At 54.2% G+C, this 21,695-nt stretch carries 20 protein-coding genes and 1 tRNA gene; 1 reads left to right on the plus strand and 20 read right to left on the minus strand.

What is annotated here, in order from left to right:
• Window positions 1-98: 98 nt before the first annotated feature.
• The 17 genes from HMPREF2554_RS00895 to HMPREF2554_RS00980 form a co-directional block, all read right to left on the minus strand.
• Window positions 99-2,267, minus strand: coding sequence for a bifunctional copper resistance protein CopD/cytochrome c oxidase assembly protein (locus HMPREF2554_RS00895; protein ID WP_070553600.1), 2,169 nt, complete (start codon window positions 2,265-2,267; stop codon window positions 99-101).
• Between the two features lie 64 nt (window positions 2,268-2,331).
• Window positions 2,332-3,789 (minus strand): Dyp-type peroxidase, encoded by a 1,458-nt coding sequence (locus HMPREF2554_RS00900; protein ID WP_371326178.1) that lies wholly within the window; start codon window positions 3,787-3,789, stop codon window positions 2,332-2,334.
• A 170-nt stretch (window positions 3,790-3,959) separates the two neighbouring features.
• The gene (locus HMPREF2554_RS00905) at window positions 3,960-4,751 is read right to left on the minus strand and encodes a copper chaperone PCu(A)C (protein ID WP_070553602.1); all 792 of its coding nucleotides are present in this window, start codon (window positions 4,749-4,751) and stop codon (window positions 3,960-3,962) included.
• Between the two features lie 203 nt (window positions 4,752-4,954).
• Window positions 4,955-5,521 carry a copper resistance CopC family protein gene (locus tag HMPREF2554_RS00910; protein ID WP_070553618.1) on the minus strand — a complete coding sequence of 189 codons (567 nt, stop codon included), beginning with the start codon at window positions 5,519-5,521 and terminating at the stop codon, window positions 4,955-4,957.
• A gap of 132 nt (window positions 5,522-5,653) precedes the next feature.
• The gene (locus tag HMPREF2554_RS00915) at window positions 5,654-6,433 is read right to left on the minus strand and encodes a hypothetical protein (protein ID WP_070553604.1); all 780 of its coding nucleotides are present in this window, start codon (window positions 6,431-6,433) and stop codon (window positions 5,654-5,656) included.
• Window positions 6,434-6,682: 249 nt separating this feature from the next.
• Complete coding sequence (locus tag HMPREF2554_RS00920) at window positions 6,683-7,168, minus strand: hypothetical protein (protein ID WP_048754492.1); 486 nt, start codon at window positions 7,166-7,168, stop codon at window positions 6,683-6,685.
• Between the two features lie 304 nt (window positions 7,169-7,472).
• Window positions 7,473-8,363 (minus strand): hypothetical protein, encoded by an 891-nt coding sequence (locus HMPREF2554_RS00925; RefSeq protein WP_070553605.1) that lies wholly within the window; start codon window positions 8,361-8,363, stop codon window positions 7,473-7,475.
• Window positions 8,364-8,824: 461 nt separating this feature from the next.
• On the minus strand, window positions 8,825-9,466 hold the full coding sequence (locus HMPREF2554_RS00930) for a hypothetical protein (protein WP_070553606.1): 642 nt from the start codon (window positions 9,464-9,466) through the stop codon (window positions 8,825-8,827).
• Between the two features lie 350 nt (window positions 9,467-9,816).
• Window positions 9,817-10,329: a hypothetical protein gene (locus HMPREF2554_RS00935; RefSeq protein WP_004005972.1), complete on the minus strand. Its 513-nt coding sequence runs from the start codon at window positions 10,327-10,329 to the stop codon at window positions 9,817-9,819.
• A gap of 39 nt (window positions 10,330-10,368) precedes the next feature.
• Entirely contained in the window at window positions 10,369-11,211 is an 843-nt protein-coding gene (locus tag HMPREF2554_RS00940) for a hypothetical protein (RefSeq protein ID WP_070553607.1), read from the minus strand.
• A 646-nt stretch (window positions 11,212-11,857) separates the two neighbouring features.
• Complete coding sequence (locus tag HMPREF2554_RS00950) at window positions 11,858-12,508, minus strand: hypothetical protein (protein ID WP_070553611.1); 651 nt, start codon at window positions 12,506-12,508, stop codon at window positions 11,858-11,860.
• 358 nt (window positions 12,509-12,866) lie between these two features.
• The gene (locus HMPREF2554_RS00955; protein WP_004005969.1) at window positions 12,867-13,187 is read right to left on the minus strand and encodes an HU family DNA-binding protein; all 321 of its coding nucleotides are present in this window, start codon (window positions 13,185-13,187) and stop codon (window positions 12,867-12,869) included.
• Between the two features lie 95 nt (window positions 13,188-13,282).
• On the minus strand, window positions 13,283-13,588 hold the full coding sequence (rpsN, locus tag HMPREF2554_RS00960) for a 30S ribosomal protein S14 (RefSeq protein ID WP_004005968.1): 306 nt from the start codon (window positions 13,586-13,588) through the stop codon (window positions 13,283-13,285).
• Window positions 13,589-13,590: 2 nt separating this feature from the next.
• A complete protein-coding gene (rpmG, locus tag HMPREF2554_RS00965; protein ID WP_004005967.1) occupies window positions 13,591-13,761 on the minus strand; it encodes a 50S ribosomal protein L33 in 171 nt (56 codons plus the stop codon).
• A gap of 3 nt (window positions 13,762-13,764) precedes the next feature.
• Complete coding sequence (gene rpmB, locus HMPREF2554_RS00970) at window positions 13,765-14,001, minus strand: 50S ribosomal protein L28 (protein WP_004005966.1); 237 nt, start codon at window positions 13,999-14,001, stop codon at window positions 13,765-13,767.
• 535 nt (window positions 14,002-14,536) lie between these two features.
• The gene (locus HMPREF2554_RS00975; protein WP_004005965.1) at window positions 14,537-15,367 is read right to left on the minus strand and encodes an SGNH/GDSL hydrolase family protein; all 831 of its coding nucleotides are present in this window, start codon (window positions 15,365-15,367) and stop codon (window positions 14,537-14,539) included.
• Window positions 15,368-15,560: 193 nt separating this feature from the next.
• Complete coding sequence (locus HMPREF2554_RS00980; RefSeq protein WP_037231780.1) at window positions 15,561-16,397, minus strand: ABC transporter ATP-binding protein; 837 nt, start codon at window positions 16,395-16,397, stop codon at window positions 15,561-15,563.
• A gap of 68 nt (window positions 16,398-16,465) precedes the next feature.
• On the opposite strand from HMPREF2554_RS00980, the gene HMPREF2554_RS11880 reads away from it, so the two are divergent.
• A complete protein-coding gene (locus tag HMPREF2554_RS11880) occupies window positions 16,466-16,597 on the plus strand; it encodes a hypothetical protein (protein ID WP_256388002.1) in 132 nt (43 codons plus the stop codon).
• On the opposite strand, the gene HMPREF2554_RS00985 is transcribed toward HMPREF2554_RS11880, so the two are convergent.
• The 3 genes from HMPREF2554_RS00985 to HMPREF2554_RS00995 form a co-directional block, all read right to left on the minus strand.
• Complete coding sequence (locus HMPREF2554_RS00985) at window positions 16,594-18,750, minus strand: acyltransferase family protein (protein WP_041321961.1); 2,157 nt, start codon at window positions 18,748-18,750, stop codon at window positions 16,594-16,596. The two genes, HMPREF2554_RS11880 and HMPREF2554_RS00985, sit on opposite strands and share 4 nt — an antisense overlap.
• 143 nt (window positions 18,751-18,893) lie before the next feature.
• Window positions 18,894-18,970: transfer RNA gene (locus HMPREF2554_RS00990), tRNA-Thr, on the minus strand.
• A 325-nt stretch (window positions 18,971-19,295) separates the two neighbouring features.
• The gene (locus HMPREF2554_RS00995; RefSeq protein ID WP_004005962.1) at window positions 19,296-20,189 is read right to left on the minus strand and encodes a DsbA family protein; all 894 of its coding nucleotides are present in this window, start codon (window positions 20,187-20,189) and stop codon (window positions 19,296-19,298) included.
• Between the last annotated feature and the right edge of the window lie 1,506 nt (window positions 20,190-21,695).

Genomic DNA, 21,695 nt, shown 5'->3' on the forward strand with positions numbered 1-21,695 from the left:
GGGTACACCACACGCGGTCACCAGTGGCAAAACTTAACTACGAAGGTAGCTTGACCGCGTTCGCGAGGGGCTTGGAAGAGCGAATGAATGAAAGTCGTTTAGGAGCTGTCGCGCGCATCCTCTTCATGCAGGCGCTCAAACATCTCGTTGTAGGCATTCAGTTCGGCGTCCCCGTCGCGGTCGGCCTGCCGGTCAATGCGTGCGGCAAGTTTCTTATCTGCCATAGACCATTGGAAGCCCACCGCAATCGCCACGATCATGGTCGGAATTTCACCGATACCCCACATCAGCGCGCCGCCCATCTTCTGGTCGTCCAGCGCCGACAAACCCCAAGTGCGCCCCAAATTGCCGAACCAAGAAGCTTCCAGGAGCGCCTTGGAGTTCATGATCGATATGCCGACGAAGGCGTGGTACCCCAGGGTTGCAATCAGCATAATCAGACGCATCGGGTACTCGGGGCGGTGCGGAATCGGGTCAATGCCGATAAGCACCAGCATGAAGATATAGCCCGTGAGCGTAAAGTGAATCATCATGAATTCGTGCCCGATATGGTACCGCAGCATCACCCCGAAAAGCGGCGTGAAATAGACGATAATAATCGATCCCGCAAAGTTTACGGCGGCAAAAATGGGGTGTGTAACAACTTTCGACCACCCCGAATGCACGATGCGCACAATCCACTCACGAGGGCCTCGCGTACCGTCTTGGCGGGGTTCCAGCGCCTTAAGTAGCAGTGTTACGGGCGCGCCCAATACGAGCAGAATCGGCACGACCATCGTGAGCACCATATGCTCAAACATATGCACCGAAAACAGCACACGCGAATATACAGCGGGTGGACCGGAGGTGATATAGTTCAGCACGAGCAGCCCTAAAATCCAGGAGACAGCGCGCATCACGGGCCAAGAGTCACCCGCACGACGTACCTTCACGAACGCCCACAGATATACAATCGCCAGATACCCCAGCACAGCAACCCAGAACCAGTCCCAACGCCACTCGGTGAACCAACGCTGAAAATGCGGTTCGGGCGGCATATCGTACCAGGTGATAATGCGCACCGGCGTGGCATCCGGCGCGAGAGTTTCCGGAACCGGCGGCGGTGTACGTGAGAGCGAAGCCCCCAGTCCGGAGGCTGCCCCCATGATCACGAGCTCAGCAGAGATGGCGCTCCACAGGGCACGCGTGCCATTCATCTTACCGGCAGAGAGCGCGGGAATCAGATAAAGCCGATGCGCTGCCCCGATTACCCCGAGCAGAAGCGTTAACCCCAGTTTAAGCAGCACAATCTTACCGTAGTCGGTGCCTAAATCCCGCCACGACGACATGCGCACCCCGGCGTTCGTAATACCCGAGAGCAGCACGAGAATGAACCCAATGAGGGCAAGCAGCGAGTAGCGGCGCAGTACCGCCTGGGCCATCGGCACGCGACGAGACGCCGCCGTTTGTTCGCCACGGTGTGCCTCAACAATGGTGCCGGTGCCCGCATCCTTACCCGAAATACCGCGCGAGATAAACGCCAGCGCGATCAGCCCACCGCACCAGATACTCACCCCTAACAGGTGCAATCCCAGGGAGTTGACGGCGCCCATATGGTCCTGCCCGCCCGAGGAGTGCCCCGAAAGCGCCATATCCGCGATACCGACGAGCGAGATCATGAAGATGAAAAACAGCCCCATAAGCGAGCGCACCCCGAAACAGGCGGTGGCGACTACGGCGGCGACCACGACGGTCATACCTTTTTCTTTGCCCGCATCTAAGGTGGTGATATAGCTGATGAGTTCGCTGGCGTAATCGGTACCAGAGCCAATGGGTCGCCCCGAAATATCGGCATAGGAAAGAATCAGGACGGCAAGCGCCGCGAGAGTCCACAGCACGGCGGAGGCGGCGGCAAGGTTCAGCACGTCGGCAAATGGCTTGTACTCTTTTTCGACGGCGTTTTTCGTGGTGCGTTTGCCTCGGTGTGTTCCGGCGGCATCGGCTGCATAGCGGGGAATAATGCCCATCGCGAAGATCAGCGCACCCATGGTCGTCGCCATCGAGAAATTATGAATAACCTCGGAAATAGGCAGCGCCCAGCGTACAAAACCGCCAGCATCGGCAAGCTCGGTCGCCGAGTTCGCCAGGGTTAGCCTTAACGAGACCAGCAGAGTCAGCAGACCGACCCCAACATAGGCGGTAATCCAGGGCGCGGACAGCCCGGGGCGCACGGCGGCGCGCTGAGGGTCAGTCTCGGTTTTCTGCGGTTGTGAAGACGTAGTAGCCATAGTTCTTTTTCATCTGTGGTGTGTGCGATGGTGCGTGTTAGGTATGCGCGTAAATCTTGGGCGGCTAGGCGAAGAGGCTTTCGCCGATATACCCGCCTTCCTCACGTACCCCGGCAGGAATTGCGAACACGGCTGATCCCACCGGAACCGTCCATGTGTTAAGCATATCCAGTTGTTCAAGCCGTTTCTGAATAGGCACAAACTGCGCTACCGGGTCTGCCTGGTAGGCCACGAAAATCAGCCCCGCATCCGAAATGCCGCCGCTGATCTGCCCGTGTTCTGAGAACCCGGAGGCGTTGAAGACCGGCTCGTCATAGTTATAGCCGCGCCGCAGGATGCGCTCCCACGGTTTCTTCTCAAGCTCGGTGCCGTGCGCCCGGCGAATATGCGCATACGGGGCGATGACCTCAAAACCCAGGTTATCGAGCTTATCAAAGTCGGGGTCATCAAATTCATCATTGCCGGTCAAGGGCGCGCCGTTAGAGAGCTTACGCCCGATAGCGTCTTCACGAGCGGGGGTATCGACCTCATCCCAAGTATCCAGATTCATGTGGATGCGCCTAATCACCACGGAGGTACCGCCCGGTTCCCAGGCCTGCGGGAAGTTCTGCTCAGCACTCCCCTCACCCCACACGATCTCGTGTGCCGACCCGCCGCCGCGCCCAGGTGTCTCGTGAGGGTCTTCGACCGGATTCACGGTGCCGTCTACCTGTCCGAAAAGATTACGCGGAGTGCCCTGACCGGTACCGAAGGCGCTCAGAAACCCCTCTTGCACCCAGCGGATACGCCCGAAGGAGCGGGTGTCTTTGGTGAGCATCCGCTGGGCATGCGAGACCGTCAGCAGATTATCCCCGCAAATCTGCAGGAGCAGATCACCGCCGTTCCACTTCTGCTGCAGTTGATCGATCTTCGGGAACGCTGGGAGAGGTTTAAGCCACGCCGGTTTTTTGGCGGGTGCCACAATATCAAAAATCTTTTCGCCAAACCCGAATGTGATAGTCAAATGTGCGGGAGCCTGCACAAGCTCAGGTTCCTGATCTGTCAGCGGAGTCTGCCCTGCAGTCAGGGCGGCCGCATCGGAGGTCAAAATCCTCAACAGACGCTGCACCCCAGAAGCATCCAGCCCATCGTTCAGATCAAGAGCAATAAAACGCGCATGAGCCTGTGCCGGGGTCATAATTCCGGCTTGCTTATCGCCATAAAAATTCACGGTTTGAGCGGTCAGCATCTGCTGCGCGGATACGGTCTCGGGCGCACCAGTTTCATGCTCCGGCGTTATCAGCCCGCGTGCCCCGGCGCCAACGGCCACGCCGGTCCCCACCCCCAGGAAAGCACCGGCGAGCGCTGTACGGCGACGCACCCCGGGAGATTCCACAGACCGGGCGCCTTGATGCCGTGAAGAGTCCGCAGCTGCCGTTCCTTCAGAGATCCCGGCGGTACCCTCCTGCGGCTCGTTGGCCTCCGTCGAAGAAGGCTCGTGCGGAGGCTGTGGGGTACCCATCTTGTCATTCTCCGCCGTCATAATCTTTCATTCCTCTATGCCTGCGGCTATCTCTCATGCGCGCTATCGGCGCTTCAGTTGAGTGAGGCAGGATGCACGGTGCCAGTCCCCCAAATATTGCGGTTTCGTGCACCGCGCATCCTGCATAGGCTCGGTGGATGTGTTAAAACACCCGTTGCCGAGCGCTGCGGCTACTTACACTGCGGTTTTGCGGATGCACTCCCCGAGGCTTCGCCGCTCATATGGTCGTGGTCGCTGTGCTCACCGTGTTCGTGTGTACCATGTTCATGATCGGAGTGCTCGCCATCCCCATGATTATGCTCATGATCGGAGTGTTCACCATCCCCGTGACTATGCTCGTGACCTTCATGGGAGTCACCCGAAGCTGATGCGGATGCGTCCGCCGAAGCTGAGCCGGTGGACTGCGCATCGCCCTGATATTCTTCCTTAGCGCCAGAGTAGTCGCGTGCCTCAGGCTTGAACTCCAGGGTTGCGCCGTCCTCAGTCTTAAGGGTTACCGTGGTGCTGGCACCCGCCGAGAGCGAGCAGTTCAGACCCATCAGCATAATGTGGTTGCCTCCGGGCTTCAACTCCAGGGTCTCCCCCGCTTTCACCGTGAATTCCTGCACCTGCTGCATCTTGGTGCTTCCGTTAGAGTCCTTAACCGTGGTGTGCAGCTGCACTTCGTCGGTCGCAGTCGAGGTTGCTGAGACGACCTTCACATCGTGATCGCTGGTATTGGTAATCTTGCCGAAAACGCCGGTCATACCACCGTCGGTTGCCTTAGCCCAGGTGTTCTCAATCTTGATCGGGCCTGAAGACGACTGTGCCGAACCGCTTGCCGCTGCGCTGGAAGAACTCGTTGCGGATGCGCTCGAATCAGAGTTCGTGTTGGTAGAGCCACAAGCGTTCAGGGTAAGAATCCCGGCGAGAGCTACGGAGCTCAAAGCCATCAGCTTGTGGTGAGCCTGAAATTTCTTCATGATCTTTTACTCTTTTCTGGCGGTAAAACCCGCCTGTGTGTGCGAACAATTCTTCGGCAGGCACATGCGACAGTTCGCGGCGTTCGATTATTCTGCGACTTTTAATCGCGCGTGCCGCAATCTGCGGGAAGATCCCGATGCGGCGCCTGCCAATGGGTGTGACGTCCGGAAGCTGCCCAGTAACGTCACGGGTGTACAAGGTATTATGCGGAACGTTTTTTGAGCAGGGCGAGAATCCCCACAGCCAGCACGACGAAGACACCTACACCGCCGCCAATCAGCCACCAATTCACCCCGGAATCGGAATCTGACTTAGTGGAGTTCTGGGTATCAGCTGCGACCTGCGAAGATTCGCCGGTGCCCGCATCCTGCGGGGATGCTGCGGCTTTACCTGCGCCAACGCTGAACGTATAGGTCCCCTGAATAGGGTGCCCGTCCGAGGAGACTACACGCCAGGTGACGGTATAGGTTTCGTCAGCGCTCGCATCCTTGATCTTGAGCGGCTGGGTGACGGTCGTTCCCTTCACCTGTGGTTCGCCTTCAGCTACGGATGCGCCGGTCGAATCGACCACGCGCACACGGTTTCCGCCCTCAATATTCATGAGGTTCGCGCTGTAGGTCAGGTTCAACTCGGCAGGTGCCTGCGTCAAAGTTGCGTTCGCGGCGGGGTCGGAAGAAACCAGTTCGTCATGCGCCTGCGCTGCGGCACCGCCGAAAAGCATCAGGCTGGCGAGCAAAACCGCTGCCAGGGTACGCATCATGGTGCGCATATGTGTAAATCCTTTATCTGCATCGAATGCCCATGCTGCATGCACCTTCACGCTCGGTTTCAGTCGAGGAAGGTGTATACACTCACGCGAGCCAGCCGGTAGGCAGACTCGTAGCACGGGCGATGGTTGGGGTTACGCGGGGTTTCCCAAGACTGCAGGCGGTCCTCGCTCCACGCGGGAGAACGCCAGCATCAGCCGACGAAGATAAACAGATATGACAAAACGTCCGTATATACGGGGGAAGACAGGAAGCGGCGCCAGCACCGGAACGCGCAGAGCGGACTGCAAACGTGTATTCAGATAACAGTGCAGAGCCCACAATGCCTGCGCGAGGGCGCGTTCACCACGGTGCAAAAGTATAAGGCTTAGCAGGGCTGCAAGAGCGTGCACCCCGATCATAGTGCCGGTAGCGTGCTGGGCGACGGCGTGGCTGAGCCCATTCCCGTGTTCAAGAGCAAGGGGTGTTCCGGGCGCATGTGCATGACCATGCGCGTGGTTTCCTTGCAGTGCCGCCACACGATGCACCGCCTGAGCGGATCCGTGAGATAGGTTGAAAACACCGTGGAGCAGGGTTTGTACCGTGATGGCGCCTGCTGCGGTGCCCAGGTAGATGGCTCGCTGCCGTGAGCGCGTTATACGTTCGAGAAGCGCTAGAAGCCCCAGAGCGGCGAGCGCCCCTAACGCGGTGCAAAGCGCAAGAATCATCGGATGCGCGGCGCCGCCTCCAGCAAGAGTATGCCCCGCCGAGCCCAGCAGAACCGCAGATGCCGAGATAAGCCAGGCACGCATCACACGGGCGCCTCGCGCGGCAGCGGTTGCTGACTGTACCTCACGCGGCGATGATTCCCGCTCGGCACAGTCTTTAACGGCGAGAAGGCGGGTATGAGGGCGCGTCTTTGCGCGTGTGTGCATGTTCCGCCCCCTCGCTCGTAGTCGTCATATGCGGGCGTACCCGCAACCTGTCAATATCCCACATTCTACCGGTTTGTCAGCTGACCAGGTATTTCACGGCGAAGATGTGACATGTTCGGCTGGTTAACGTTTTGAACGCCGCAATGGCGCGCATCCTCACGTTCAAGGATGCGCGCCATATGCACAGGTACGCCGAAACTCGCCTGTTTCGGCGGCAGCATACCGCCGCAGAGGGGCGAATGCCTCAGGTTACTGCTTTTGCTGTTGCTGAGGCTGCTGTTGTCCCTGCTGAGGCTGCTGCTGTTGCTGCCCTTGCTGGGGCTGTTGTTGCTGTTGTTCCTCCGGCGGGTTATCCATACGGGCTCCACCTTCACTGCCGGGCTTCGTCTGCATGTGGCCACCGGTACCGCTCTCACCGGTCTGCATGTTGCCGCCAGCTGAAGGCTCTGAACCAGTGCCGCCGGATCCGCCGCCGTTCTCCATCTGTGAGCCGCCGCCAGAATTATTTTCTGCGCCTGAGCCGCCGCCAGCGCCACCGCCTGAACCGGAGTCGCCTGATGTGCCGCCGTTGTCCGTGGTCACGGATCCCTGCGAGGCTGATGAACTTGACGATGTAGATGCTGAGGATGAGCTTGAGGAGGAGTCACCACCGGAGCTGCCAGAGCCACATGCGCTCAGCGCCACCACGCCAGCAACAGCCAGGGACACAAAAACAGAAGTCTTCTTGGCGATCATACGCCTATCCTTTCTGCCGGTAATTGTTGGTTCAAAACCCACCCTCTCACACACCTAAAGTATTTTTCAGGGATTTATCCCAGGTACGGAGTGTTTTTATGCTATGAGCCGTAAATACATTGCATTTCCATAAATATTTTCGAAATGGCGTGCATAAAATTATGTAGTTTAATTGCATATCCAACGGTTAAATTCCCCCATCATATTTATATCTTCCGTATTTTTAGCAGAAATAAGGCGCGCATCCTCAAACACTAAGGATGCGCGCCAGATTACACAGCCGCTTCACGGCCAGCTGCAGGTGCTAGCCCGCAGTGGTCGGATTGAGAGGTGACTTAGGAGTTGCCGCTCCCGGAGTATTGGGAACCACGGGAAGATCCGGCAGGTCGGTGGGTTTTTCGGACGTAGCCTGACCGTTAACCATCACGTTGTAGGCGCCGTTGTACTGCACAGCCGTCACCGTATTGCCTTCGTTCTTAACCCAGGAGCCATCGATGCCCACCAGATCGGTGTGACCGTCGGAAGCGTCGGTCCTAGTCCAAGAGCCATCGTAGTAGACCGTAACCGTATCGCCGTCGGGTTCAGTAGCAGTCCAAGAGCCATCCTCCGAGACCAGAACGTATCCCTCAGAACCGGGAGCGCCATTGGCGCCACCACCCTGTGCGCCGCTACCGTCAGCGCCGGCAGCACCGCCGCCAGAGTTAGGAGCGTTGCCGCCCTGGGCACCGCCGCCACCCTCAGCGCCAGAACCGTTCGCTCCGCCACCTGATCCGTCACCGCTGCCCGATTGTGCGCCGCCCTGAGCGCCGCCACCACCTTCAGCACCTGAGCCTCCACCGGAGCTGCCCTCGCTGCCTGATTGTGAGCCAGAATCGGAACCAGAATCAGATTTATTATCCGATCCTGTGCCGTCGCTAGATCCGCTACCAGACCCCTTCTCTGAGTCTGCACCGCCGCTAGCATCAGAACCAGCACTGGAGTTTGCCGAAGCATCGCCGCTGGCGCCACCGCTAGCGTTCGAGGAGTCTGAGCCGCCGGAAGCGGAAGAGTTTGCCGATGCGGAACCGGACGCCCCGCTTCCTGCGGAAGAACTTGAAGAGGAGCCGCTAGAGTTATCCGAACCGCAGGCACTCAGTGCCACCATGCCAGCAACAGCCAGGGAGACAAAAGCGGAAGTTTTCTTGTTGGCGATCATACGCCCATCCTTTCTGCCGGTGATTATTGATTGGCTTTCAACTCTCTCACACACTAACGGTATTTTTCAGGAATTTTCCCCTCTCTGTGGCTCTTTTTATGCTAAGAGCAATAAATAGACCCTTTAACGCATACTCATTTCTAACCCAAACAATTAACTGTATTTCCTTGTGTTATTAAAATTAATTAATATTTTAAAATATTTACCCTTCTCTTAGACCTCAGAAAACTTAGAGCATACCTTGCACTTATACAAGCGTCTCTTATGGTTTCGGGGTTTTTATTTTGCCGCCCTTTATCCACACACCAAAGCGGTGCGCATCCTTATCGTAAGGATGCGCACCGCTTGAATTATCGCGCCGTATACCGTGATGCTACGTCCGGGTGGAGCCTTCTAGACCAGTAGTTACCGTAGCGCGTCAGAGGCAACGCACGGCATATCGGCTCTTTACATAGGATAATCTAGCCGGCAGTGGTTGGCTGAACCGGGGACTTAGGAGTTACAGCTTTAGAGTCGCTTGGCTTATTGGGCAGATCCGGAAGGCTTGGCTTCTTAGTGGACGGCTTGCCATCCTCCTGAACGGTGTAGCTGCCACTAGCGTCTACAGCTGTTACATCACGACCATCTATAACAGTCCATGAGCCATCGGAACTCACAGTGGTAATATCGCCATCAGTCTCGGTGCGAACCCATGAGCCGTCGGAAGCCACAACGACACTATCACCATCAGCTTCAGTGTAAGTCCACGACCCATCAGATACAACAGTATGCGAACCGGCCCCGCCGCCATTATTGCTAGTAGATGCGGATGCACTCGACCCCGAGCCGTTATCCGCTTGCATTCCGCCGTTAGTACCAGCAGATACCGTGGCATCGCCACTCTTCATCTGCATATTACCGTCAGCTCCAGCGGTGACAGAGGTATCACCATTATTCACAGTGACCGAACCATCGGAGACGGAGACCTTGGGAGTCTCAGATGCAGAGGCGGATGCCGATGAAGAGCTCGAAGCATTATTGGAGTTATTGGCACCGCATGCGCTGAGGGCTACAACGCCTGCTACAGCTAGAGAAAGAAGGGCGGAAGTTTTCTTGGTGATCATGTGCGTAGTCTTTCTGATGATGAATTACTATTCAGTACCCGAAAATTTCGCGTCACAAGACTGAAATTACAGGAGCTATACCCTACCGGGAATACCTTTATTCTACTGGTTCTAGCTATGTTGAGCCTATGTAAACCTGTGTTTAACCTAAGAAACTTAAAAATTTTCTTAAGGTTTTTTATACCTATTTCAGGCCCCCAAATTCCCGCGGAAGTAAAGGGGTGGGGGTATACCCCCGTACCACAGGCTCTTATCGCAGGCAGATGAAAAGCCGAAGCGCCGCATCCTAGCCTTGTGGATGCGGCGCTTCGGTTCCTGAAAGTCCTCACGACAGAGGTCGCAATCACAAACTATTGCAGAGCATACGAGGGCTCAACCGGGGTCTTAGGCGTTACCGCCTGAGGGTTTGCAGGTTTTTCAGGTATCTGAGGAACCGTGGGTTTCGCAGTTCCGGGCTGTCCACCCTTCTTCACAGTCGTGTAGCCACCATCCGCCTGCACCTTAGCCTGGGAGCCTTGCACTGTTCCCTGCTCTGCAATCTCGATTCGAGCCTTATGGGTCCATGACCCATCTGCCGACACCGCAGTTTCCTCGCCCATAATCCCGGTTTTAGTCCAAGAACCGTCAGCATTGACTTTCACCTGCAAACCATCATTGGACACATAAGACCATGAACCATCCGAGGAAACCTGTGTGGTTTGTTCCTCCATACTGCGTACCGTTACGGACGGAAAAGGCTTAGGGGTTTTCGACACCGATGGAGAGGCAGCCGAACCGCTGGAGCTATGAGCAACGCAAGCGCTTAGCGTCAGAGCAGAAGCAAATGCCAGAGCAAGACTCGCTATAATTTTTGCAGTTTTCACGTGTTTTCCTATCTCAGGGCAGGAAGTCAGCCGTTTTTATTACCCGCGCCCCTGCCAAACAGCGCGCTTAGGCTGTGCTGGACGAGCCGTCCCCCGTCCAGGATACGTGGGCGCTGGGGGCGTGTAGGACGAGATTCGCCATCCATTAGAGGAGTACCATTCGCCGTTATCGGTGACACCGAATTCGCTTCCATTCGGATACTTTTGCACCCACGATCCGTCGTCGTACACACGAATTCGGGTTCCATCGGCATTCTTGCGTTTCCACGAGCCATCGGAATCAACTTTGATAGTGCTTCCATCCGCAGCGGTCTGAGACCACGAACCATCGCGGTTCACCTTGATACTAGAAGCACCGCCATTTCCCTTGTTGCCGGTAGATCCTTGCGAACCGCCATTCTTATTTACGGATCCTGCTCCTCCCTGACCTCCAGAATTTCCCTGCTGCCCAGAGTTACTTCCAGCAGAGCCGTCAGCCGGCTTCGCCGCTTCATCGACATCCTTATTCGCATCTACACCACCAGCTGCTGCGCTTTCCTCAGGAGAATTAGCAGCCGGAGATTCGGGGGCTGTTGCCGCATCCGTGAGCGTGGGAGCATTCACGGCTTCACCTGTAGTATTACTCTCGGCGGTTGAAGAGGGAGTAGCATCCGCAGGTTCGGGGGTTGCGGTTTCAGTCGCCGTCGCGGAAGGGGATGAACTCGCCGAGGAACTGGGACTTGGAGACTTAGATTTCGTGGGGGAAGATTTTGAGCTTGAGGAGCTGCTGTTGGGCGATAACGTTACGGAGGAAGACGCCTCATTTGAGGAGCCGCAGGCGCTCAGGGCAAGAATACTCGCCACAGCCACCGATACAACGGCGTAGGTTCTCTTCATGCTCATTGCATTTCTTTCTATAAACCGGTGATGATGTCCCGTTGCGACCACCCAGACGTTCAGCATGAGCGCACCACAGCACCGAAAAATATGGTGTTATAGTGATCCCCACTGAAGAGCGTCGTTGCGGGATAAATAGTCCTTCCGGAAGAAGGGATACATCTATTCTAAAGGTGTTCCGCTTCTTGAAGCTATCCATTAACACGTTTCTTGAAAAATATCACGTTAATTTCTGCGGGTACCCTCAAGAATATCTTGGGAAACACTTCAAAGTCTCGGACGTGAAACTACGGATTAACTTTAATCAGTATTTTTATATATTTTCTTTACACTTACGAGAGTTCTATGTGAAAGTCTTGATCCTCCCGATACACAAACCCCTGCCCCACAAGGCAAAACTTCATTCACGTATCAAGAGGCATACACTCAACGACAAGAAATGCCAAAACACAAGAAAGCTCAGCTTAGTAGAGTATCACCCGAGCAACCGACCGCAGAGATCTTTGTGCAAGAACTGTTTGATTTATAGATATTTTGAGAACAGGGTGAAACACTTATAAAGTTTATATATAAAGTATTTAATAATACTTATACATTTATATCGTTCATAGTTATATGTTGTGTATACCAGTTTTCCGCACAGAACCGCGTCTTAGCGCGGAGCTGCAGGGGTTACTGGAGTTGCCGCCTCCGGACTATTGGGCTTTCCGGGAGTTGTAGGGGTTTCAGGCCGATCTTCTCCATCCTCAACAATGCCGTTCTCGGAGACTGACCACGAACCGTCGGCGTTAACCGTGATAACCTCGCCGTCATGGTCGGTCTGGGTCCATGCGCCGCTTGCGCTCACTCTAATGACCTCGCCGTCGCTCTTGATAACTTCCCACGCGCCGCTCGTCTCAACGGTGATTTTATCGCCTTCGGAGTTCGTGTGGGTCCAGGAACCGTTCACATTCACCTTGGGTTCGGTTGGAGATCCACCATTGTTACGTTGCGCGGGCGTATTGTTCCCGCCGGTTCCGGGCTGATTCTGATTAGTATCACCATTCACCGAGCCGCCAGCGGTATTTCCTCCTCCCCCATTACCCTGGGGCGCGTCGGGGGCATGAGAGGGATCTGACGAGGGGTTAGAGGTTGCCGAAGGTGAAGGTTCCGCAGCCGTACCATGTGTTGAGGGGGATGCAGTCACTGTCACCACGGCGGGAGTCACCGGATCCTGAGGTTCGGAGGATGCACACGCGCTCAACAGACCAAGCCCTGCAAGGGCTAACGGAAGAGCGCTATACTTTCTCGGTACGATGGTCACGGTATGTCTTTCTGAGTGTTTCTGTGTCATAACAGGATATATTTTCAGGCTGCAACATTACTTACTACTATTTTAGCTAACCTGATTGAGACTTTTAGGTGACAAGGTGTTGCCCGCTTTTCTTGGGGCGAAAGGTATTACAGCGTAATGTTGCGATGCGTATGTTCAATGTGAAGTTCTTAGAAGAATAAGATTCCGTCCCCGGTAGTTTATCCCGTCCTGACAACCTTTTCAAACGGAGTTTGGTATCGGGCGTTATCACGAGGCAGAAGCTCTCAGATAGAGAAAACAAACCATAAACATAGGGGCTCCCACCGTGTGGTGGGAGCCCCTATCAGGTCCTAGAAGTCTCAAGAAGTTACTTCTTCTTCTTGGAGGTGGCCTTGGTGGCCTTCTTCTTGGTAGCGACTGCTGCCTTCAGCTTGGAGCCTGCGGTCAGCTTCACACCGTGACCAGCGGGAATCTGGATGGTTTCACCGGTCTGCGGGTTGCGACCGGTACGAGCTGCACGGTCGGTACGCTCGATAGCCAACCAGCCGGGGATGGTGATCTTCTCGCCCTTAGAGACGGAGGTCTCGAAAGCCTGGAACACTGCGTCGAGCACTGCGTTCACGGTTGCCTGGCTCTTGCCAGACTTCTCTGCTACCTCTGCAACAAGTTCGGTACGGTTCTTAGCCATTTGGGGTGCCCCTTCCTGAGACTTATCTTTTTCAGACTAAGTCGAGCTGCTTTTCACGAGGAAAAATAACTCGCCTAGGTACAAAATACCAGAAATTACCAGCTTGACTTAGTAATACCGGGCAATTCGCCACGGTGTGCCATCTCGCGGAAGCGTACGCGGGAGATACCAAACTTCTGGAAGGTACCGCGCGGACGACCGTCGATCTGGTCACGGTTGCGAACGCGGACGGGAGATGCGTTGCGGGGTAGCTTCTGCAAAGCTACACGTGCTGCTTCGCGCTCCTCGGGGGTAGCGTTCTCGTTCACCAGCGTCTTCTTCAGTTCTCGACGCTTCTCGTCGTAGCGAGCTACGATGACCTTGCGCTGCTCGTTACGAGCGATCTTTGACTTCTTAGCCATTCCTAGCGCTCCTCTCGGAAGTCAACGTGCTTGCGAACCACGGGATCGTACTTCTTTAGCACCATACGGTCAGGATTATTGCGGCGATTCTTACGGGTTACATAGGTGTACCCGGTGCCTGCAGTGGACTTGAGTTTGATAATAGGACGCAGGTCCTTAGCCTTGGATGCCATGTACTAGATCTTCTCCCCGCGTGCGATGATTTCTGCGACCACGGCATCAATGCCACGAGCATCGATAACCTTAATGCCCTTAGCGGACACGTTCAGGGTCACCTTACGGCGAAGCGAAGGAACCCAATAGGTCTTCTTCTGAACGTTCGGATCGAATCGACGCTTATTGCGGCGATGCGAGTGCGAAATGCTGTGTCCAAAGCCGGGAACAGCTCCGGTCACCTGGCAGACTGCTGCCATGTTTCACTCCTTATTGATTGACTTTTCTGACGGATGCGCAGTCGATGTTACTCGTACGTCCCGTCACCAATGTAGAAGCACCGGGTTATTCTCCGGGCTAGAGTGTTTGAGACCGGCATCTGGGTGAGATCCAGATGTCAATCCCCGCCGCGGGAAAAACGGTGAAGCATAATTTAGTGTCGAGAGGCGTTTCCACCACTACGAACAGCGTTAAATTCTAGGTAAATCCAGCAACTCACGCAAGCCTGCACGCCAGAAACTCCCCTTAAAAACCAAGGATTTTTTGGATTTTGAGGGGTAACCATTTGATACAGACTTCTTCCGGGCACGCCGAAAGGTCGCGATAGAGCTACCCGCTTATTCTACCAGTTCTCGCTGTTTCCTCAAGTCACAAGGGAGTTTAAGGTAGTTCATGACGAAGTTTTCATCCCTTGTCGATATCCATGTGACAAACGTCTAATTACATCGTTGAAATTTTAAATGTGAGATTAACATCTTAACTCGTAGAAACCCGTATTTTACGGCATACGGCAGGTTATTCTTCGAGTTCTACCGGCTCGCCAAGACCAGCGGCAGGAACCAAATTCGGGTACCTCGCGCTTAGTCCATCCCCCAAACTGCGCCCAGTCAGCTGCCGACCCATCCAAGGCAGAGCATGCGTTCTTACCCAATACGCACTCTCGGCAACTCTCTCACGCAGCGGCGGAGGCTCTTCTTCACCGGCGATAAGGTTCACATCCTGCGCCAGATGCCCCAGCCCAAACTGCGTCAGCACATGGTATGCAAAGCGCTGATGCCCCAACTCATTCATATGCAGGCGGTCGTCAGCCCACAGCCGCCAATCCAGAAAATCGTCCATACGCCAGTAATCGATAATGTGCACACCGTATTTATCCGCCACCGTGCGTAAAAGCTCGTTATACAGGGCGGTACGCGGGCGGGTCCGAGCAAAGGGTCCCTCTCCCTTCACGTCTAGGCCCGTAATCGTCAGAACCTCGATTCCTTCCGCGCGCAGAGCCGCAAAGGCTCGCTCTGCGTGCGAGATAATCTCATCTATATTCACGTTTAGGCTAATAATGTCGTTGCCGCCGCCGTAGAAGCTAACAAGGTTCGGTCTCAGTTCTAAGGCTGCCTCCAGTTGCTGATCGACAATCTGGTGCATCAAAAGCCCGCGGATCGCCAAGTTAGCGTACTGCGCCTGAGCATCGACTGAGCCGATAGCTTCCGCAACGCGATCTGCCCAGCCACGCACCTGGTTGGGGCGGTCGGTATCGACATCACCCACGCCTTCGGTAAACGAGTCGCCCATCGCCACATAACGCACAGGTTCGCCGTGCAGTCTGGCATTTTTATCGAGTTTGAGCATGGTAGGTACTTCCTAACTTTTGGTTTTATCTACCCGCCAGTATCCCATGAATAATATGTCTGTCTTAGGTATCGACCGCAGACATCCAGCTGCGTGCGGTTTCAGGCAGGGCAAACCAATCCGTGCAGGAAACTCAAACATACCGTAACCGCGTTTTGTTCGGGTTTCTCGCTCCTGTTTCATAAGTCTTATTTCACGGGTTCACGTCGTCCAGTATCTTCTGCGAAGCGTGCGCATACCGATGATGCGGCACCACCACCACGCTCCCGTCACTAAACGGATCAGCAACCTTGGCTTTGAGCCCAAAAATATCGTTAAGATTTCTGGAGGTCAGCACCTCGTGAGCAGATCCGCGACTGACAATTTGCCCGTCCTTCATGGCGATCAGATAGTCTGCAACGCGAGCGGCGAGATTCAGCTCGTGCAGCACCATAATCATGGTGGTGCCGCGTTCTTCGTTCAGGTCCGCCAGTAAATCCAGCAGCTCCACCTGATGCGCCAGGTCAAGGTACGTGGTCGGCTCATCCAACAGCAGAATATCGGTCTCCTGCGCAAGCGCCATCGCAATCCACACACGCTGGCGCTGACCGCCGGAAAGCTCGGTTACTTGGCGTTCGGCGAGCGACATCGTATCGGTGGCCTCTAGGGCCCAGGCTACCGCCTCATCATCTTCGGCACTATTACGTTTGAAAAGCCCTTGATAGGGATAGCGTCCCCGCGAAACCAAATCGGCAACAGTAATACCTTCAGGCGCAATAGGATGCTGCGGCATAAGCCCGACCATGCGTGCGAACCCCTTCATGGAGTACTGATGCGTAGGCTTACCATCGAGCAAAAACTCGCCGTCAAGGGGATGCAAGAGTCGCGAAACACCCCGCAGAAGCGTGGATTTACCGCATCCGTTGGGGCCGATAATGGCGGTGACCTTGCCCTGCGGGAATTCTAAGCTCAGGTCTTTGACGATAGGCTGTGCGCCGTATCCTAGGCTCACGTTGTCTACGCGCAGAGTACGCTCAGTTACGGTTTTCATGATTTACCTTCCTTTCGGTTCTGCACGAGCAACTAGATAAGTATGAGGGTACTGAAGACGCCATAAAAATGCCTACAGAAATTTTATATGCCGGAATAGGTTTGCGGCTGCCGTTCACCGAGGCTCAAGACTCCGGACGTACCGATGCCGCGCCTTCCGCTAAGAAGACACGGCATCGTATATTCTTGGCACGTGTTTAGAGCGAGAGCATGCCAGTGGGTATCCAGCCGCCCTTGGCGGCGCGTTCAAGCATAGTTTTCGCCATAGTACGCCCGTATGCCTTGCTCACATGGTTCTCGTCTATGTACACGTAGACGTTCCCAACAACCGGTTGGCACATTCCTTCCGGGCAGTACAGGTCAGTCATATCTACCAGCACCGCGCCCTTATCCTTGTATTTGTCAAAGACCTCTTGGGCGGGGTTCTTTTCAGCCAGTTTCTCAGAGACCGGGCGCGCGCAGGATTCCAGGTCGTCTCCTGCCTTCTGTGCGCATTCGTATACGTTGTAGTCGTACCGCGGGTTATCGCGCACACCGACCACCTGTATTCCAGCGTCCGTGAACTTCTTGACCGTTTCCTCCAGGGCCGGGTCGATGCGCTCCTCATTAGACCGCGCCTCCGCGATGGTTGCGATAATCACCACGGTCTGCGGCTTACGCTGCAGAATTTCTTCGGTAACGTCCCGGTTAAACTCGGCGCACTCGTTCGAGGATGATGCATCCTGCTGCGGATACTGGCATCCGCCCAAGAGGATCGACTGCATATTAACTTTGGACTGCTCGGCAACGGGTTTGAACATGGCCATTGCCTGTTCCGCGTGGGAGTTACCGACGACCATCATAAGCGGCGAATCATCTGTTCCGTTCTTCTGCGAAGAGCAGTACTTCTTAAGCGAGTCATGAGAGAGGGCAAAATTGCCTTCGCATTTGCCGTCGCTCAACATCTCGTATTGATTCTTCAAATCACCATTAGGGATAGGGTCGTCGTGCATGAGCGCCTGATCGGTGCCGATGGCGCGAGCACCTAGGTGATTATCGGTTGCAGTCTGGGTCTGCGTTTCTGCCTGAATACTCGCCTGAGTATTGGAATAGTTCACCCACGCCTGCGCACCGGCAAGAGGTATTCCTGCCAGTAAAAAGGTTGCGGCCAGGAAGGCAAGCTGATCGGCCCATGTTTTGACCGCGAAAACCCTCTTAAACCGCAGTATTTTCATCAGCCAGGGAATGAAAGGGTCTTTACGGTAACGCAGCGGTTTCTCCACGAACTGGATCAGAACCCAAGCTAAGCCAATAGATACCGCAATAATGGCGGTTCCTTCAAGAAAATTCACGTGGGGTTTCTCTACAGCGGTGCTGTACAAGATCAGGATGGGCCAGTGCACCAGGTACAGGGCGTAGGAGATATTGCCGAGACTCTGCAGAGGTTTAGAGACCAACCAGCGGTCTACGCCCCACCGACTGTTGGTACGGCCCGCCATAATGACGAGAGCACCTGAAACTACTGGATACAGCGCTAAGAATCCGGGAAAGGAACGCTGCACGGGCAGGAAGGCGCCACAGGTCACAAGCCCAAAAACGCCGATCCACCCCATGATGACGCGCGCCTTCTCAGGGGCCTTCCATTTGAGGGTTACCATGGCGAGCAGCGTCCCGACAGCAAACTCCCAGAGACGGGTACGAGTATCGAAGTATGCGAACCCCTGGTTTGTCTCGGTTTCAATAATCGAAAACGTCAAAGATGCCACAAAGACCGTATCGAAAACCAAAATGGTTGTCGTGAACAGATTCCAGCGGAAACGATGCACAAGGTATGCGACCAGCGCGAAGAGCAACGGCCACAGAATAAAAATCTGTCCCTGAATAGACAGCGACCAGAAGTGCTGGAACGGGGTTTTCGATGCTGCGTTTTGCGCATAGTAATCTACCGAGTTAAAAGCAAGATGCCAGTTCTGGTAGTAAAAGAGGGATCCCTTCGCATCCGCGAGCATATCGGCCCAGCGGCTTGGCGGTAGGATAAAAAATGATGCGATGGTCGTTCCCGCGATGGTTACGGTCGCTACCGGAAGCAAGCGTTGGAACACGTGTAGCCAGTATGTGAAGAGGTTAAGCGGCCTGCCCTCGTTGATTTTGCGCATATTCGAGAGTGAGAGCAGGAACGCCGAGATGAATAGAAAGACGTCCACGCCGCCGGATACCCTACCAAACCAGACATGGTATAGCACTACCAGGAGTACTGCGAATGCACGCAGACCCTGAATTTCGGGGCGGAATCCCCGAGTTTCAATAAAGTTTTCGAGGGGGTAAGAGTTTGAGGGTGATGATACAGTCGGGGTTTGCGCCGCTTGCTGATGCATTGCGGGTTGACCTGCTGCCATAATATCGCGTGTCCTGTGCTGCTCTGTAAATCGGTGTGTGGTCTCATATAATGCTAACGACCTGTAAGGGGAAAGTCCCGATTCAACGCATCAGCTGCGTAACGCATGAATCAGGACTTTCGTGGAGCCCCCTACCGGATTCGAACCGGTGACCCTCGGTTTACAAGACCGATGCTCTGGCCAGCTGAGCTAAGGAGGCAACGTCTTCTAGTGTACAGCAAACGCACAGGTATGCTAATTCAAAAGTGGATGTTATGAAAGTTTATCGTGTTCACTGTTTTTATATGTGTCTACTTAAACGCTATTTTCCCGTATCACTATACTTTTTGAGTCTTTTAGATTTCGAACTATATTCATACGGCTCAGAAAATGTTAGACGGTCGATGAACCTTAACAGAGATGCCCTCTCATGCAGAATCATGCATTGGAATCTTAGACTATTGTGTCAGTATCCTTTGAGGCTAAAGCACGATAGAAAAAGGATTTGCCCGCAGGCTTAGCGCTTGCGGGCAAATCCTTTTATATTACTGCTGCGGGTTATTGTTATTCTTCTTGGCGTCGATCTTCCCCTGCAGGAAGCCAGTGAAGTCATTGCTGGTGTATTGTTCACCGTCCACAAAAACTGTCGGGGTGCCCCCAATATCGTTCTTCGAGGATTCTGCGGTCACGACATCCACAAGAGAACGCCACTTGTTATCGTTCATATCCGAACCGATATTTGCACCGTATTTAGATGCTATATCGGCAATCTGCTGGTTGTTCAGGTCGCCGGTTCCCTGGTGACTAAACAGTTCTTTCTGGAAGTCCAAGAATTTATCTGCACTCACCTGGTTAGCAACGGCGTATGCGGCATTAGCGGTACGTGCCGAGTACTGGGTGGGTGAATTCTGATCAAGGAAGGTCAGGTTACGGATTTCGAGTTCGATATTACCCTCTTGAACCTGTTTCTTCAGTTCCTCGCCGTACTGATCCTCAAACTCATGGCAGTGCACGCAATTGTAGTCCTGGAAGATCGTTACGCGCACCGGTTTGCCGTTCTTAGAGGCTTCATCTGCCGACTGAACGCCGAGTGGCAGCTTCTTGCCCGCCTGCGGGGTACCATTCACCGAGGGGGTGTAGGAGGCGTTAGAGTCCCCTAGTTCCTTATAGTTACGGGTGTCTCGTGTTGAGGAGTTTTGGACGATTCCGTCCTTAGTCAGCACAATTCCGCCGTACTCATTCGAACTCGCAGGCACAGGACCCGATTCGGGTACTTTATTGTTCTGACCATTGATATAAACAAAGCCAATAACGAAAACAATAACAACGACTACGCCGAGTACGGTAAGTTGTATCCATCGACGGTTCATCGCGACATTGCCGCGTTTTGATTGTTTAGCCGCAATTTGGCGGGCCTTCTCGCGGGCGTCCTGGGACATTGCCTGCTCCTTTATCTTGTGATCGACGCGGTGGATGCGCCTACCGCTAACCCGTTCTAGCCTACCGAAGGTTGTTGGTAGCTGCCAGTCATAGCCAGGTTTTCTACACTTTGTGTCGCGTTCTCACGCTCACAGCTTATTTTACGGGGCAACCACAGTCACCTGCGCTGGCTATAAGCCGCGCGTACCATTATAAGACTTGTTATTCTGCGGGATAGCATCTCAGGATAAACCTGGCGGTATGAGCAAAAGCGGACTCGGTGCCTTATAAGTTGCCTCGTTCCCCTATTCTCTGGGTGACATGTATGTAAACCATATTCCAGAGACCCCCGTTTATAGCTTATAAGTTCCACGGATAAGACCCTCATACTGCAAGACTGCGCTACCAAGGAAAAGGTCTAAGATAGCCTCGACCGCAGACCAAGTCAGAAGTCGAGATTAGCAATAAACCCTATATTTACTAGAACAGCTTCAACCAACGAGTTTCGCCCTAAGATTCCAGGGGATAATAGCATGCGATGACTCTACTACACTCAGCTTAGTTTCATCAGCGATGTCAATGTCTCATGCTGACAGTATCTTACTTGCTTAGCCACAATTTGACGAGCCTTATCACGGGCGCCTTGGGACATCGCCTATCCCTTTATCCTGTAGTCACCCCCTGTGCACTTAGCAGTTATCTACGTTGTGATCCAGCTGTTCTTCTTCACGAGCACCCTGCTAGTGGACAGTACTAGTGGACAAGCCTCGCAGTACTTTATGGCTACACACGCCGCAAGCAGTGTTCCTCAGCGAGCTTCTAGCAGAGTATCGGCACCGTCAAAACCTCCAGAACCGCTATAGCTGTTCGAGTAATCATGCTCTACACTTCCGTCTTGCTCAGGGTTTTAGTGGGTAAGGGATACGGTGTAAGAGCTTCAGAATACGGCTTAGCCCCACCCACAATTCAGGTTAGGAACATTAGAACAGACACACATTCTATTCCATAACCCAATTTTCTGTCTGCATAGACGATATAAGAACGACGCGGCTATGGTGATATATGCCATAATCTGCACCAAAGTAGATCCCGTCGAGCTGCACCTCGCAACAGGGTGAACGGGAGTATGAATACATGACGTCCCAGTACCGGCTTACATATACAGCTGGAATTAGAGGGTACTTTTCCGGGGCTTTACGTGTTGAAAGCTAATGCTGGTATTCCAAGCGATAAAAGCATAGCTAGTTCCGTTGGGTGAGTTTGAGGTGTTGAATGGTTGTTAAGACCCGGCAGTTGGTGCATCGTTACCGGGTTTTCCTGCGCTGGTGGTACCGTTTTTCGTCAGAGATCCGTACAGATAGGGCATCGGTAGCGGAGGTTTTGAGGACCATTCTTGGGTGTTGTACCGGAGTTAACCACTAATTGAGTGGTTAAGGCTGTCCCGGTATAGCCTACCAGGCCCAAACCGCACTTATAGTCAAGGGGATACTGCACCGGGTTGGGGTTGTTTGGTAAAACCACCGTTA

The organism is Rothia sp. HMSC071F11 (genome assembly GCF_001809115.1).
Taxonomy (GTDB): domain Bacteria; phylum Actinomycetota; class Actinomycetes; order Actinomycetales; family Micrococcaceae; genus Rothia; species Rothia dentocariosa.